Origin of the sequence: Microcoleus sp. D3_18_C4, assembly GCF_036702355.1 — a bacterium.
Classification (GTDB): Bacteria; Cyanobacteriota; Cyanobacteriia; order Cyanobacteriales; family Microcoleaceae; genus Microcoleus.
Genome location: NZ_JAUBTF010000015.1, coordinates 76469 through 92457 on the forward strand (window position 1 = coordinate 76469; position 15989 = coordinate 92457).

Sequence of the window (15989 nt, forward strand, 5' to 3'; positions counted from 1 at the left end):
TAAAATTATGTTGTTATTACAAACTTAATGATATTTTTTTGCCGGATGCGAGAGCAAAAAAGTTTTACCGCCAATTAAATAATCTAGCTGTACAAATGATCGCAATTACTCCCGAACAAATAGCGCTAATTCCGATCTATCGCGAGAAGTGGCGACAAATTGGACTTTCGATAGAACCAGTCGATCGCCCGCAAGCTACAGCGGCCATCAACACCGCCTACAACATCATCGGCTGTCCTGAACCGGAAATTATTTTCTGTGACAGCCCTTACATAGCTTTGGAAGCTATTGAACCGCTAAGGATACGCGATTCTGGTCTGGGAATGGCCAGCGAAATCAGAAACAAAATTCATAATGAATTGTACGATATATTAAGAAGTCAACTCGGCAGGAAATTAGAAAATAAGATTTACAGCCAACTCTATAATCCGCTGTACGCTCAACTGATGAATCAACTCCACCTTCATGTTAAAGACGAAGTTTACGTCAAATTAGCAAGGAAGTTGGGCGGGAGATTTCAGAGATTTCTGATCGATCAGGTTTATCATAATAACAACATAGTTTCCGAACTGTCAGCCTGTCACGGAAGTTGGGTGGATTTTTGTATTGGCGTGTTAAATTTGGAGTACGATCGCTCTTTATACTCAGCCTTTAAATCTTTAGTGGAAAACTGTGGCTGGATTTACCCGTTTGAGAAAAAGTGCTTTGTGTGCGATCGCCCGATCCAACTTCATTTTGATAGTGAATATTTGCTCCACGCTTTATGTCAACCAGCGGTTGAATTTGCTGACAAGTTCAGTGTATACTCTTATCGTGGCGTCCGACTACCGGAAATAATCGGTCAAGTTCCGCCGCAGTCTTGGCAAGCTTCATGGCTGTTAACAGAACATAATGCCGAAGTGCGGCGAGTTTTGATTCAGGCGATCGGCTATCCAAGAATTTGTCAAGAATTGCAAGCAATAGAATTGGATTCTTGGCAAGAATATACTTTGTTGAAAATTGAGAATAATATTGACATAGAGCCAATTTATTTGTTAAAGATGACTTGTGCGAGTACGGGACACCTTCACGCTTTGCGAGTGCCGCCAAAAGTGCGATCGGCTAAAGAAGCGATTAGCTGGGTAAATTGGGGAATAGATCCCGAAGAATTTCAAGTCCAGACTTGAGGGAAACTTTGGAGTTTTGAGTGCGCGAGTTTAGAGTTAAAGAATTACAGCGCCACAAAAGTAGCGTTCTGCACAAGTCCAGAACAATTAAAAAATGTAGAATTGCAGCCACCGCTTGATACTATGTACTCTGGCAGCTAAAACCCACAACTTCAAATCGACATGAGCCAGCATTCAGACCGCATTGCCCCTCACGGCGGCACCCTGGTCCACCGCATTGCCACACTAGACCAAAGACAAGAATTTTTCGACAAAGCAGAGTCCCTGCCGCGAGTCCAGTTGTCGGATCGATCGATCTCCGACCTGCAAATGATCGCCATCGGCGCCCTGAGTCCCCTCAAAGGGTTCATGAACGAAGCTGATTATCGATCGGTCGTTAAACAAATGCGCCTCTCCAACGGCCTTCCGTGGTCGGTTCCCATCACCCTCTCGGTAACAGAAGAAGTCGCCGCCCCCCTGAAAGCAGGAACTTTAGTGCGCCTAGACTCGCCGGCAGGCAAATTTGTCGGGCTCTTGGAACTTGCAGAAAAATATCACTACAGTAAAGAAGAAGAAGCCCTCAACGTCTACCGCACCGATGACCTCAAACACCCGGGCGTCCAAGTAGTAGACAAATCCGGGCCCGTTAACCTCGCAGGCGACATTTGGCTGCTGGAACGCGAACTAGATGTCCGCTTTCCCCAATACCAAATTGACCCGGCGAAATCGAGAATGCTGTTCACAGAAAAAGGATGGAAAACCATAGTCGGTTTCCAAACCCGAAACCCCATCCACCGGGCACACGAATACATTCAAAAATGCGCCTTAGAAACAGTAGACGGCTTGTTTCTGCACCCGCTAGTCGGGACGACTAAGGATGACGACATCGCCGCTGACGTGCGGATGCGCTGCTACGAAATTCTGCTAGAAAAATATTATCCAAAAGATCGCGTAATTTTGGCAATTAATCCGGCGGCGATGCGCTACGCCGGGCCGCGAGAAGCAATTTTTCATGCTTTAATCCGCAAAAACTACGGCTGCACTCACTTTATCGTGGGGCGCGATCACGCTGGAGTTGGCGATTATTACGGCACTTACGATGCCCAACATATTTTTGATGAATTTGAGCCGGGAGAATTGGGAATTGTGCCGATGAAATTCGAGCACGCTTTCTATTGCCAACTGACGGAACAAATGGCTACAACTAAAACAAGCCCAAGCACTCCCGAACAACGGGTGCATTTGTCGGGAACCAAAGTTCGGGAAATGCTGCGCGCTGGAAAATTGCCTCCGCCGCAGTTTTCCCGGCCGGAAGTCGCTGCAGAATTAGCCAAGGCAATGAATATTTTCAATTACGAGATTTAAATCTTGAACTTGGGTGTCGGCGACATTCTGAAGAGTTTTGAATTTTGAGTTTTGAGTTTTAAATGGGAAATTTTCAACTTAAAGCTCAAAAGTTAAAACTTAAAAACTCCCTTCATACTAAACAGTCACAATCTAATTAATTCCCCTAAAATTATTGAGGGGAATTTAACTTAAAATTCAAAACTTAAAATTCAAAGCTATTTAAAAATGGGACTCAAGCGGCGGGAATTTTTGCAGCAAGCTGGCCGGGTGCTGGCCGCCATCGGCATCAGCGAGGCCCTGTGGCTGCCGTTGGGCGATGGCTACCTCCAAGCCTTAGCGCAGCCGACAGCCAGGAAATTGGCTTTGTTGGTGGGCGTTGACAAATATCCAGACTCGCCCCTGCACGGCTGCGTCACGGATGTGGAATTGCAGCGGGAACTACTGATACATCGGTTTGGGTTTGTGCCGTCGGACATTTTGACTTTGACTGACGCTCAAGCTACGAGGGAGAATATCGAGACGGCTTTTATCACTCACTTGACTCAACAAGCAAAACCCGGTGACGTGGTAGTTTTTCACTTTAGTGGCTGCGGTAGCCGAGTCAGTTTGGGCGAGTCTCCCGGAAAAATCCAAAACAGTTTGGTGCCGGCGGATGATGTTTTGCCGTTGTTAGCAAACCGGGCGGTGAACGATATTTTAGAGGAAACGCTGTTGCTGTTGATGCGATCGCTTGCGACAGAAAATGCGATCGCCATCCTCGACACCAGCTACCACTATCGGGGTTTCCCCACAAACGGCAACTTTCGCATTCGCTCCCGCCCCCGCCCCACCATCGGCGAGCCGGGCCTCGCAGAATTAACGTTTGCCCAAGACCTCCGAACCCGCAAAAATCTTCGTCCTGCGGCCACCGTACTTGCCGCCGGTGCGGATTCCCAACTCGTCGCCGAACAAGAGTGGAACGGATTTACCGCAGGTTTGTTTACCTACGCCCTCACCCAAACTTTGTGGTGGGCAACTCCCGCTAGCAGCTTCAGCGTCAGTTTCAGCCGCGCTGCAGGTAATGTCGAGCAAATCGCGGGGTTATCGCAGCAACCGCAAATTCTCAATCACGATTTAACAGCCGCGCCGGCGGTGAATTTTTCAAATTTAATCTTGAATTCCCCTGCATCTGACGGCGCTGTGACGGCCGTGGAAGACGGAGGCAAAACTGTGCAGTTGTGGCTGGGGGGTTTGTCGCCCTCCGTTTTGGAGTGCTCCGGGGGTTCTGTGTTTGCTGTGGATTCCTCCGAGGGCGCGAGGCTTTTGCTGCGGGGACGCACGGGCCTCTCTGCTAAAGCCCAAGTTGTAGACGGGTCTGCTCAAACAAACGGCCAATTAACAGTCGGCGAAGTGGTGAGGGAAGAAATTCGGGTATTGCCGCGAAACATCGGTTTGACAGTAGCTTTGGACTCAGGTTTGGAACGCATCGAGCGCGTGGACGCCACCAGCGCCTTTGCGACTGTGCCGCAAGTTTCGGCGGTAGGCAGCGAGCAATTGGCTGACTGTCGGTTCGGCAGAGTCCCGGAAACGACTTTAGCCGAAACAGTCTCGGCTCACGAGCCTGGTGTGATACAAAGCCGTTACGGTTTGTTTTCTGTGGCTCAAATGCTGATTCCCGATACTCAGGGCGACGGGGGAGAAGCAGTCAAGGTGGCGGTGCAGCGCTTGACTCCGCACTTGAAAGCGCTGCAGGCTGGGAAGTTGCTGCGGCTGACAGCCAATGAGGGGTCTTCGCGCCTGAAGGTGCGGGCGATTCTGGCAACTACCGCACCGCAAGCGCGGGCTGTGGCGCAGCGAGAGCCGGTGCGGGCCGGCGGTGATTATCGGCTGGAACCGCTGAACGGGGAAAGTGAGAAATCCGCAAGCCCTCATATACTAAGTTTAGTCGAAGGCAGCCGAGTTCGGTACAGATTGTATAACGACAGCGATCGCCCGGTTTACTTTGCGGTGTTTGGCTCGGACAGCGCGGGACGGCTGTCTGTGCTCGGCGCTGAGGGCAAAGACGCTGTGGGGGCAATGTCGCGGGCGATCGCTCCTGGGGAGAATTTGACTCTGCCGGCGGCTGGGGGGAGCGGGTGGGCGGTATCGGGGTCGATCGGACTTGCGGAAACTATGATTATATTTAGTGAGAGTCCCTTGGCTCAAACTCTGGCTGCAATAGAAGCCGAAATGCAGCAAACGAGGGATGCCCTGCCAATTCGAGTGTTGTTGAATCCTTTAAATGTGGCGCGGGCGGTACTCGAAGATTTGCACGCGGCTAGCATTCCGGGGGTGCAGAAAGTGGGGATATCGACGGATGATTTGGCTTTGGATGTGAATGTTTGGGCAACTCTGAGTTTTGTTTATCGGGTGGTTTAATTGAAAAATGGGGACTGGGGAATGTTTTCTATAACCTATAATCCGAATCTATCCGAGTACGAAATCGATAAGCTGTCGCGCATTTAAATTGCCTGTTAGATGCGGGCGGGACGCCCAACCCACAAGAGTTTGATTGTTTTTTTTACAGACCATTTAAATGCAGAACATCTTATTACTCCGGTTACGATAAGCACGAGTCGCTCAGGAACCGCGTACCCGAAGTATTGGGAATGTTAACAGTCAACTGTCAACTGTCAACTGACTGATAAAGCTTTTCTACCATTTGAGCCAAGCGTTTCATGGCAGTTTCAATCTCATCATTTGTTGCAGTCAAACTGATGCGTAAACACTCATGTTTGTGCTGCCAATCTTCCCGCAAACCGGGGAAGAAAGAACTTCCTGGCACGACAATTACGCCGACTTTTTTCAACTCTTGATACAGTTCCCAATCAGTCATTGGCAAATCTTTCAGCCACAACCACGCGAAAATTGCTCCTTCGCCCCGGTGCAAAAACCACGGCAAATCCTTCGGCATTGCTTGTTCTAGAGTGCTTTCTACGATCGCAAATTTGCTTTGATAGTACGGGCGAATTACGTTGATGGAGATGTCGGCCAGAGCGCCGGACGTAATCGCACGAGTTGCGATCGCCTGTCCGTATCTCGGCGAATGAATGCACATATTGGTCTGAAAACATTCTAATACTTGAATGAGTTTTTCATCGCCGATCGCAATTCCGATTCTTTCACCCGGTAATCCGGCTTTCGACAAACTCATACAGTGCACAATATTGCCCCCAAAAATCGGCGTCATTTCGGTAAAATTCAAGGACGGGAACGGAGGGCCGTAGGCGGAATCAACGAACACCGGCACGTCGAAAGCGGCCGCTAAATCGGCAATTTTCTTAACTTCGTCGTCGCTGAGAACGTTGCCGGTGGGGTTGCAAGGACGAGAAAAAATGACACAACCGGTGCTTTGGTCGATCGACAATTGGCTGAAATCCGGGCGGTATTTGAACCTGTGGGCGGCTGCATCAATATCGAGGGTGGGTTTGCAGGCGACTACCGCTTCGGGAATCAAGCTAACGCCGCCGTAACCCGTGTAGTCTGGGCTCAGCGGTAAAACAATATTTTTAAGCTGTTTGCTGGTAGTGTAGCCGCCGAAAGCGTTGGCTGCGTAGAAGTAAATCGATTGACTTCCGGGAGTAATTAGAATATTGCGATCGGTCAAATTCAATCCGTAACGCTGGTTGAAATCCGTCCGCACCGCATCAATCAACGGCTGATAACCTTGACTCGAACCGTAGCGACAAACCACCTCGCCGTATTCCGGGCCCGCCAAAAGTTCCGCAGTGCAGTCGCGCCACAACTGCTCGACTTCCGGCAAAATCACCGGGTTTCCGGCGCTCAAATTGATAAACTCCTGCCCGCTGCCGGCTCTGAGAGTTTCAATAATATCTTTCATAATTGCCCGAACTCCCGTGAGGTGGGACATCTGAGCGCCAAATTGAGTCAGGGCAGGGTTCATAGCAAATGCAGCGACAATGATAGAAGTTTACAGTTTACCCATAATAACTCCAGTCGCAGGCGTTAGCCTAGCTTATCTGGGGCATGGGTTGTCGATCGAGCCTCTGACTAATTCAATAAACTCGATCGCACAGCATTTTGTTTTTTCCCCTGTGCGCGCACCGGATCATAAGATTCAGGGCATTTGTGGAGCCGGAGCGATCGAACAGTGTTTTTTGCCTAAAAATTAGCGAACGGAACAGCATTATCTAATTCAAGAGTTGTGGTAAGATTTCACGCCGTCGCGCCAGATGAATTGCCGATACTTGACAACAACCATTGGAAAAATCTAAAATTAGCCGTAAAACCAGATCGCAACAGAATTTTATGGGCGGCTGTTACTGCTATAATTACAGGTTTAATCCAGCCTCAAGAATCAGATTTGTTGCTAGCTCATTTTCATAATTCGCGGTTTGCTGACAGCGGTGCATTTTATCATCAATCCGACTAAAGCCAAGATAGCTCGTAAGGTCGCACTTTGAGTGGCATTACATAACAAACACGTAAATTCCCACCCCAATTAACAGCCGTAAAATTCAACACAACAATGACATACTTTCCACTTATAGAATACGAGCAACTTACAGATCCTAAAGCCAAAGCAGTGTACGAAGAAATATTGACAGACTTGGGGTTTGGCATCGTCCCCAACCTGTTCAAGTCAATGGCAATCAACCCTGACATATTAGAAGCCAATTGGAAAAAATTCCGGGGAACCATTCTGCAAGGAGATTTACCCCGCACGCTTAAAGAAATGGTCGGCGTCGCTATTTCCCAATCAAATAATAGCGAGTACGCTCTCCAAGTTCATCTGCACGGATTGTCAGCCTTGGGGATGAGCGAAGAACTATTGCGAACCCTAGTTTCTGACTTTGCCAACTGCCCTTTGCCAAAACGTGATAAAGCCGTGATTACTTTTGGCTTGCTGGCTGCTACAAAACCCCTGGAAATGACAGAGACTGATTACCAAAACCTGCGGGATTTAGGACTTGATGATTCAGAAATCTTTGAGATTATTGCGACAGCAGACTTGTTTAGCTTTGTCAACCGATACACCGATTCAATAGCCCTGGAAATAGATGCTTTGTAATCTATATTGTATACCCCTATTATGGGCGATCGGCTAGAAGATCAAGATCGAGAAGAACTTCTGTTGACAGCCCGCCGTTTGTTAGCAGAAGCTCAAGCGCTTTCCATCCGCATTTCCGCCGTCAACGAAGTTGCCAATGCCATTAACCGCACCCTCGATCTGGGCCAGATTTTGCGGGTACTAGGCAAGCAAGCCAAATGGTTGCTAGACTTTGAACACTGTAGCGTTTGCCTGCACAGCACTAACACTTGCATGACCTTATTTGGCCGGCATATTCCTGTAGATATTGCAGCCCTCCCAGAGGGCGGCCCTATTCACAAGGCTTTCACAACACGTCAACCTCAATTAATTCAAGAAGCGGGTGCTACTGCTATTTTATCCCCCTACGCTTCGCAAATTATCATTCCTTTGGAAAGCGAAGGTAAAGTTTTAGGAACAATTAATTTTGCCACAACCAAGCCGGGGGCTTACACTCAAGAAGACTTGCGGATTGGCTATCTTTTGGCTTTGCAACTATCTTCAGCTATCCGCAATGCTGAACGATTTAAAGAGATAAATAGCCTGTATTCCGAACTCGATGCCGAAAAGCACAAATCTGACCAGCTACTGTTGAATGTGCTCCCGGTGGAAATTGCCGAGGAACTAAAAAATAACGGCAAAGTGGAACCACTTTATTATGATTGCGTATCGGTTTTATTTACTGACTTTAAAGGCTTTACTCAGTTATCTGAAAACATGACGCCGCGAGAGTTGGTTGACGAACTAGATTATTGTTTTTCTTATTTCGATCGCGTGATGGATAAATACTCTATGGAAAAATTGAAAACTATTGGCGACAGCTATATGTGCGCGGCGGGAATTCCTACCCCTCGCCCAACACACGCCTTTGACGCTGTACTTGCTGCCATAGAAATTCGACAGTTCATGGCTCTGCGAAAAATACAGAAAGCTCAACAAAATATCCCTTATTGGGATATCCGCATTGGCATTCATTCAGGCCCAATACTTGCTGGCGTAATTGGCAATAAAAAGTTTTCCTATGATGTCTGGGGAGATACAGTTAATACTGCATCTCGGATGGAATCTTCCGGCGTACCTGGAAATATCAATATTTCTCATACAACCTTTGAATTAGTTAGAGATTTTTTTGAATGCGAATACCGAGGAAAAATTTATGCTAAAAATAAGGGCGAATTGGATATGTATTTGGTTCGCTATCTTAAATGATTTTGGGAAGGGCTAATTGCTAAGGGAAAATGGCTAAGCGAGCCTTTATACCATTTTAGATTGTAGATTTTAGATTTTAAATTTTAGATTTTGATTAGGACATGAGTGATTACTCTCACGGTTTGGCTCGCGGGCCTACAGTTGCCGTTTTTTGGACTATGAACTGAGAATATATAGCTCGAAGTTTTTTTAAAAGTTCGGTATTGTATCGGATTGTCACCAAGCTATATTAAAATTATCGAGTTGTATATTTTAAATTTTAATTATTTATGCGTATTTGGCAAGCCGATTTTTACCGCCGCCCTCTCCAAGACGAAACTGGCAAACCACTGTGGGAACTCTTAATTTGCGACTCGGAAGGCAGTTTTCAATTTAGCGCTGTTTGCCGCCAAGGGGATGCAAATTCTAATTGGCTAGCTTCGCAGTTGCAGCAGCAAGCTCAAACCCAAAATTTGCCCGAATTGATTCAAGTATTTAGGCCTCAGTCTCTGGGCTTAATCGAAGCTGCGGGCAAAGTTTTGGGTGTCAAGGTGGAAGCGACTCGGCGCACTGCGGCTCTGAAATTGCTGCTGCAACAACGCGCCAAAGAATATTCGAGTATGCCTAATTATACAGGTGAAACTTATAGCGCGATCGCCCTCGACTCGCCGCCGCCCGTGCCTTTACCCGAAAACCTCTGGGGCGATGGCTGGCGTTTTGCTTCCCTACCCGCCGGGGACATTGAAGATGCTTTCCAAGGGCGTCCCCTGCCAATTTTGGAAATGCCAGAATTGCTGTTACCGCTGAATTTGGGCTTGGCCTCAACAGTACCCGTACCGGGAGTGGTGATTGACGGCGGACGCCAGTCTATGCGCTTGGCTAGATGGCTTCAGGATGCCAAACCTTTTGCTTTGAATTATATTGCTGGAGAACCAGACGGATTGATATTGGAAGCTGGGCTAGTAGATAGGTGGGTTGTGGCTACTTTTGAAGATAGCGAGGTGAAAGCCGCGGCCCAAATTTACCAACAGCGCAAGCAATTAAGTAAAGGATTACATTTTTTATTAGTGCAGCCCGATGATAGTGGCATGACTTATACAGGCTTTTGGCTGTTGAATTTTGAGCGATAAGATTTAAATAATATTATTGGTGATGTTGATAAATCGCGCGGCGAAAAATAGTAAAACAGCGCCCGAACGCAGTTTTAGCAAATACAAACTCAGACACAAATTTTAACACAGCTTGTTGAGCTCGCAAGAGATCGTGCTGCAAATTTATTCTACAACTAAAATCAATCCGTTTTGGATGCCCTGACAAACTCGGTTGATGTGACACTGGTCTTTTTCGTTCAGACCTTTCTGGGCTAGCATTGCTGATTTCAGCAGCCGTCTGTCAAGGGGGGTAATCTGGCGAAAAGCAAAGATGCGCTCGACGATCGCCTCGATCGAGATTTTGGGGAGGTTAGCAGAGCTGACTGTCATGGTCTTAACACGCTAAAAATAAGTAACAGAACTATGTACCTTTATTTTTAAAGATTTTGTGAAGCTACTTTGTGATTAAGATCACATATTTTTAGTGACAAAATAGTGTATGTGGGGTGACTGTTGTCACCAAATCTTTAATTATCTTTACACCAACTTAACGATGGCCCGATAGAATCACGGTGGTAAAACTCAAGCAGAGGGTAAAAATGGCACAAGCAAAAATCGGAATTATCGGCGGCAGCGGTTTGTATAAAATGGAGGCCCTCAAGGATATTGAAGAGGTGAAAATTGATACACCTTTTGGAGCGCCATCGGATGCCGCAATTGTGGGAACATTGGACGGTACGCCCGTAGCATTTCTGGCTAGACACGGCCGCAACCACACTTTTTTGCCCTCCGAAGTGCCGTATCGCGCCAATATTTATGCAATGAAGAGTTTGGGAGTTGAGTATTTAATCTCAGCGTCGGCGGTTGGTTCCCTGAAAACAGAGGCGAAACCTTTAGATATGGTAGTGCCCGATCAGTTTATCGATCGTACAAAAAATCGAGTTTCTACCTTTTTTGGAGAAGGAATAGTCGGTCACATCACATTCGGCGATCCGGTTTGCGGCGAATTGGCTAAAGTGTTAGCAAGTGCGATCGAATCCTTGAACCTCCCCGACGTTAACCTGCACCGGGGCGGCACTTACGTCTGCATGGAAGGCCCCGCATTTTCCACAAAAGCAGAATCAAACCTTTACCGCAGTTGGGATGCCACAGTCATTGGGATGACAAATTTGCCGGAAGCAAAATTAGCCAGAGAAGCAGAAATTGCCTACGCAACTTTAGCCTTAGTCACAGACTACGACTGCTGGCATACCGAACACGACAGCGTAACAGTAGAAATGGTAATAGCAAATTTGCACCGCAATGCAGAGAATGCTCAAAAAGTCATTCAAGAAACAGTCCGTAGACTAACAGAAAATCCCCCAGTATCTGATGCACATTCAGCTTTGAAATATGCAATTCTGACTCGGCTGGATCAAGTGCCGGCCGCCACTAAGGAGAAAATGGGTTTGTTGTTGCAGAAATATTTGTAAAACGAACCGCGAAGACGCAAAAAGCGCAAAGGAAAAACGGCCTCCATTCTTTCTCTTCCTTAGCGTCTTCGCGGTTCATTTAATCTTACGACCTATTCGTTATCCTATAGTTGACGATTATTTTTGAAGGATTAACTTATCAACTGCTTGAACGCATCGTGTTCGCGAATTTTTTCTAAATCAGCTTCACTTTTTGCCAACTCTTTACACACATTCGGATTGAGATTGAGGGCGCGCTTTAAATTTTCAATTGCTAATTCAATTTTACCTTGTAGGGCATAACATCGGGCTTTGTTGTACCAAATTCTGTAAAAGTCAGGTCGGATTTTAGCAGCATTGTCGTAGGAAGCGATCGCAGCTTCGTATTTTTGCAATTTGGAGAGTGCAACGCCTCGATTGTTCCAAGCGTCAGTATAATCATTTTTAACTTGTAGGGCTTGATTGTAAGAAATTACTGCTTGTTCGTACTCCTGCATTTTGGAAAAAGCAACGCCTCGGTTGTTCCAAGCATCGGCATAATCGGGTTTGGCTTGAATTGCTTGTTCGTAACAGTCGATCGCCTCCTGGTACTTCTGCAACTCCAACAATACCACGCCTCGATTGTTCCAAGCATCGGGATAATTGGGGCGAATTGTAGTAGCTTGTTCGTAAGAAGCGATCGCCTCTGGATATCGCTGCATTCTCGTGAGCACTACTCCTCGGTTATTCCAAGTATCGGCTAAATCCGGCTGAATTTGCAGGGCCTGATCGTAAGCTGCGATCGCATCTTGATAACGGTTTTCAAAGAAACAAGCATCTCCCTGTTTAGCATAGTCGCCGGCGGTCAATAACTGTTGGTAATTGCCATAGTTAACCGGAGCAAATTCTTGAATTTGGGCATCTGGGAATAAAAGGTCTGTTTCTGCCTCTGCCGAGTGATTTTGGTGTTGAATTTCGCCTAAGATAGTTTCAGCGTCGGAAATTAATAGTTTTAATTGAGAGATTGTATCGTAATGGAGACTTTCAATTTCTTGGCGAGCAATTGTTGTCTGCTTGGACAATTTTCTCAATAGAAACCAAACCCCGACTCCGGCTGCTGTCGGAAACAAAGTTAGGGCAATTACCAGTCCGTTAAGCAGTACCGCCGTGCGCCCGAAAGCAATGTCAACTTCTTCTTGAACTCGATCGCGAATTTCTTCTTTAAGTTGCTGCTGTGGGAATTCCTGCTGAAGTAACATTGCCGCCGTCGGTTCAGATGCAAAAACGCTACTGGCGCAGACTAGAATAGTCAAAAGGGCGATCGGGCTAATACTTTTTCTAAAGATACTTGACAAACGCATTGCCTTAGTGATACGCACCTGAGTTGCGATTTCCATGTGTCAAGAGATGCTGATAACGATGATCCCAGACTAGCCCATTTGTTCAAAAACTATTAAATACAGGATATCTGTTGTGCAGTCCCCTCCGATCAAATTGCTGACGCAAGAATTGCTAGACGAAGTTGCCGCTTCCTCCCGCCGCAGTCCCCGCCAGCGACAAAACTACAATTTCCATGATTTGTCTGAAAAAGTGCAGCGGTTTGTCAACGTGCTGCAACCAGGCACTTACGTCCGCCCTCACCAACACCTCCGCCCGCCTGCAGTTAACGGTTTTGAGTTTTTTGTGGTGATTCAAGGAGAAGTCGGTATTGTTATTTTGAACGAAAACGGTCAAATCCTGCGATCCTTGCGAGTCAGCGCGGCCGGCCCGACTCGCGCTGTCGAACTGCCAGAGGGGACTATTCACACGTTAGTAGCTTTGACACAGGATACTGTGATTTTGGAGTTTAAGGAAGGGCCTTACGACGTGGGGGCGGATAAAGACTTTTTGGCAGGTTTTCCTGCTGAGGGAACTGCGGCGGCGCGAGAATTAGTCCTGATTTGGGAAGCCGAATTTAACACTTGACTAATGACTGTTGACTATTAACTGTTGACTGTTAACTGTTGACTGTTAACTGTTCACTGTTGAATGTTGACTGTTAAAAATCTAAAATCTAAAATCTAAAATCTAAAATCGATCGGCTGATTACTAATGACTGATGAATCTAATTGTCGTCATCCGATTGTATAAATCCGGGGCGGTGCGAATGATTTTTCTCAGGAGCTCATCCGTCACCCAAAATACGAGGGGAAACGAAAATGTTTTGCTGAATTCGCTGCATAGTAGGTTGGTAGAAACGAGCAATCGATCGATCGCCTCCACTGATTCCAAACCGAGGAGCATTAAAGCTGGAGGCTGTTCCCCCTCTATTTCGGCAGCGATTGTCCTGTAGAGAGTTGTCGCCGATTCGGGCAAAAACAGTTGCTGCGGTTTCACGGGACAATTTACTTGCAGCCGATCGACTATTTGCTGCCGCAAAGCCAGCGAGTTGCAGTTAACTAAAACGAAAGAAAAGTAACCTTGGGAGAGACGGAGCGTCCGAATTAAAGTTGAGAACGACCGCTCGTTATATTTAGCTAAGTCGTACTTAGCTGCATCGTCTTTAGCTGTATTTTCTGAGCTTTGCTCGATAAACATAAATTGCATATTTTTTATCTAGTTTTAGAGATTTTCTAGATTAAATGATGTTTCTAAAGAAAATGTGAAGATCGGAAATTTATTTTTCCTTTAAAAACTTTTGCGAAGTATACCATGATTTTAAATTAATATCAATAGTCCGATCGAAATAGTCCGATCGACTTATTTGGCTTGAGCCACTCAAAAAGCACCTGCGACGGCACAACAAAAGTATAGCCGCAGGCAGAAGGAAGAGCATATTTCGCAAGGGTTTCAGCAATTAATAACGTTCTAAAGATCTGGCAAGATTGCTAGATTAAATGTAATTAAAAATACAAAAAAATCACCGGAAATTCTCAGCCAGCGGCAAAGTAAACCAAAAACTTGCCCCAGCACCGGGAGTGCTAATTACCCCAATTTGGCCGCCGTGAGCACCAATAATTTGCCGACAAAGATAGAGACCCAAACCCAAACCAACCGAGTGTCGGGATCGATCGCCCCTAACGTAAAGGTCAAAAAGATGTTCGCACTGTTCCGGCAAGATTCCCGCCCCGTCATCTTCCACGGTACAGTAAATCATCCTACTTCCGGGATTGGGGATTGGGGATTGGGAATTGGTAATGGGGGATTGTGGATTGGTAATCGGTAATTTGTCGATGTTTTGTTTTGCTGTGCTTTGATTTATAGTTAATTTTTCCGCATTAATTACTTGAGCCGAAACTGTTAAATTCAATCCCGGAAAATTGTGTTTCAAAGCATTAGCTATTAAATTAGAGAAGACGCGCCACAACTGAGTTTTGTCCGCATTCACGGCTGGCAAATCATCCGGCACCAAATTTTTAAAAGTAGCTTTACCCTCCTTCATCAAAGGCTCCAAATCTGTCGCAGCAGCTTCAACTATCGCCCTCAAATTAACCGATTCGCAGTGCAAAACCAAACCACGCAATTCCCCGGCGTGAACTTCCAACAGCGAATTTATCAAGCGCAATTGCTGCTCGCTACCTTGAATCATCCGCTCCAAAATAGAACGGGGAATTGCGATCGAATCCCCAGGTTTCGTCTGCCAATTTTTCAGCACCATTAACATTCCCGCTACCGGGTTTCGCAAGTCGTGAGAAAGAGCGTGAATAAACAGCCGCAGCGATTCTTGTGCCTGTTTGCGCTGCGTGATATCCTCAATTAAACCCTCATAATAAAGCACGGCGCCGCTGCTGTCCCGTACCGCCCGCGCCTTCTCGGAAATCCAGACAATACTGCCGTCTGAGCGGTAAATTTTAGATTCAAAATCCGATACTGTGCCGCTTTCCTCGATCGATCGCAAAAACTCATTTCTGCGAGCCGGATCGACGTACAACTGTCGTTCAATATCAGTAAACTTTGCCGTCACTTCTTCCGGGGAATCGCAGCCGTAAATCCTCGCCAAAGCTGGATTTGCAGTAATATAACGGCCATCGGGAGTGCTTTGAAAAATTCCCTCACCCGCATTCTCAAAAATGCTGCGGTACTTCGCCTCCGCCACCTCCAACTGCTGGTAAGCAGATTCCAACTCACGCCTGGTACTAAACTCTTTCCGTTGCAGACATTCGTACCAATAAACCGACAAATCGCAAATCAAACAAATCCAAAACAAATATAAGTACAACCCGGTCAACTTAAAAGGAGTATACTTAGCCAAACTTAGATTTAAAACCAAATTTATCCCGACGTGGCAACACAAAACGCCGAGTTGAGAGATCAGGTGGAGGCGCCAGCGGACGGGCATCAGCGTAGCTTGGATCAGAAACGCTAAAATCCAGGTAAAAATTGGTAATTCCCCGGCTTGTGCGACAGCTAGCCCAACCTGTACAACTACCGTCAGCGACCACGAAAAACCCAAAAAGAGCAAACCGGGATAGCGCTGTCCGAAGGATGTTTTCTGCAACACAAAACAGGTCAACAAACCCAATTCTACAGCAGCGCTCGTGTACAAATAAACACTTTTAAACTCCTGGCGAGCGAAGAATCTTTCGCCCAGAAAATAGATCGTTATTGTGAAGGCAAAAAAGATGGCAATTCCGACAGCAGGGCGCAGCCGATCTCGGAGGAAGCGATCGCGCCACACCTCGTAAACCGTTAACGCCTGAACAGATTTTGCCTTGCCCAAAGAGTTCATACCATTTTAGAT

The 15989-nt window shown here is 46.6% G+C and carries 15 protein-coding genes; 10 read left to right on the forward strand and 5 right to left on the reverse strand.

The features are described 5' to 3' along the window. Positions 1-95 precede the first annotated feature (95 nt). From QUA90_RS10315 to QUA90_RS10325, 3 genes are all read left to right on the forward strand, one after another. Complete coding sequence (locus QUA90_RS10315; RefSeq protein ID WP_333389750.1) at positions 96-1166, forward strand: DUF6745 domain-containing protein; 1071 nt, start codon at positions 96-98, stop codon at positions 1164-1166. 162 nt (positions 1167-1328) lie between these two features. Beyond that, positions 1329-2510 (forward strand): sulfate adenylyltransferase, encoded by a 1182-nt coding sequence (gene sat, locus QUA90_RS10320; RefSeq protein ID WP_333389752.1) that lies wholly within the window; start codon positions 1329-1331, stop codon positions 2508-2510. A gap of 207 nt (positions 2511-2717) precedes the next feature. After that, complete coding sequence (locus tag QUA90_RS10325) at positions 2718-4889, forward strand: caspase family protein (RefSeq protein WP_333445308.1); 2172 nt, start codon at positions 2718-2720, stop codon at positions 4887-4889. A gap of 247 nt (positions 4890-5136) precedes the next feature. Here the strand turns inward: QUA90_RS10325 and QUA90_RS10330 are convergent, their stop codons facing one another. Then, the gene (locus tag QUA90_RS10330; RefSeq protein WP_333445310.1) at positions 5137-6414 is read right to left on the reverse strand and encodes a valine--pyruvate transaminase; all 1278 of its coding nucleotides are present in this window, start codon (positions 6412-6414) and stop codon (positions 5137-5139) included. A gap of 16 nt (positions 6415-6430) precedes the next feature. Here QUA90_RS10330 and QUA90_RS10335 point away from each other — a divergent pair, with 16 nt between their 5' ends. The 5 genes from QUA90_RS10335 (at position 6431) to QUA90_RS10355 (ending at position 9878) form a co-directional block, all read left to right on the forward strand. Further along, positions 6431-6643, forward strand: coding sequence for a hypothetical protein (locus tag QUA90_RS10335; protein ID WP_333326218.1), 213 nt, complete (start codon positions 6431-6433; stop codon positions 6641-6643). 32 nt (positions 6644-6675) lie between these two features. Then, positions 6676-6903: a hypothetical protein gene (locus QUA90_RS10340; RefSeq protein ID WP_333326216.1), complete on the forward strand. Its 228-nt coding sequence runs from the start codon at positions 6676-6678 to the stop codon at positions 6901-6903. A 96-nt stretch (positions 6904-6999) separates the two neighbouring features. After that, complete coding sequence (locus QUA90_RS10345) at positions 7000-7542, forward strand: peroxidase-related enzyme (RefSeq protein WP_333326214.1); 543 nt, start codon at positions 7000-7002, stop codon at positions 7540-7542. A gap of 21 nt (positions 7543-7563) precedes the next feature. After that, positions 7564-8769 (forward strand): adenylate/guanylate cyclase domain-containing protein, encoded by a 1206-nt coding sequence (locus tag QUA90_RS10350; protein WP_333326212.1) that lies wholly within the window; start codon positions 7564-7566, stop codon positions 8767-8769. Between the two features lie 269 nt (positions 8770-9038). Then, positions 9039-9878 carry a Tab2/Atab2 family RNA-binding protein gene (locus QUA90_RS10355; protein ID WP_333445313.1) on the forward strand — a complete coding sequence of 280 codons (840 nt, stop codon included), beginning with the start codon at positions 9039-9041 and terminating at the stop codon, positions 9876-9878. A 144-nt stretch (positions 9879-10022) separates the two neighbouring features. On the opposite strand, the gene QUA90_RS10360 is transcribed toward QUA90_RS10355, so the two are convergent. Continuing rightward, a complete protein-coding gene (locus QUA90_RS10360; RefSeq protein ID WP_015177188.1) occupies positions 10023-10229 on the reverse strand; it encodes a hypothetical protein in 207 nt (68 codons plus the stop codon). Positions 10230-10438: 209 nt separating this feature from the next. Between QUA90_RS10360 and QUA90_RS10365 the strand changes: the two genes are divergently transcribed. Continuing rightward, positions 10439-11311, forward strand: a complete 873-nt coding sequence (locus QUA90_RS10365; RefSeq protein WP_333326209.1) for an S-methyl-5'-thioadenosine phosphorylase — start codon at positions 10439-10441, stop codon at positions 11309-11311. Between the two features lie 131 nt (positions 11312-11442). Here the strand turns inward: QUA90_RS10365 and QUA90_RS10370 are convergent, their stop codons facing one another. Continuing rightward, positions 11443-12666, reverse strand: a complete 1224-nt coding sequence (locus tag QUA90_RS10370; RefSeq protein WP_333326207.1) for a tetratricopeptide repeat protein — start codon at positions 12664-12666, stop codon at positions 11443-11445. A 76-nt stretch (positions 12667-12742) separates the two neighbouring features. Between QUA90_RS10370 and QUA90_RS10375 the strand changes: the two genes are divergently transcribed. Beyond that, positions 12743-13234 carry a WbuC family cupin fold metalloprotein gene (locus QUA90_RS10375; protein ID WP_333063677.1) on the forward strand — a complete coding sequence of 164 codons (492 nt, stop codon included), beginning with the start codon at positions 12743-12745 and terminating at the stop codon, positions 13232-13234. A gap of 123 nt (positions 13235-13357) precedes the next feature. On the opposite strand, the gene QUA90_RS10380 is transcribed toward QUA90_RS10375, so the two are convergent. Continuing rightward, positions 13358-13855, reverse strand: a complete 498-nt coding sequence (locus QUA90_RS10380; RefSeq protein ID WP_333445315.1) for a hypothetical protein — start codon at positions 13853-13855, stop codon at positions 13358-13360. A gap of 313 nt (positions 13856-14168) precedes the next feature. After that, positions 14169-15977, reverse strand: coding sequence for a PAS domain-containing sensor histidine kinase (locus tag QUA90_RS10385; RefSeq protein WP_333326200.1), 1809 nt, complete (start codon positions 15975-15977; stop codon positions 14169-14171). Positions 15978-15989: the final 12 nt, after the last annotated feature.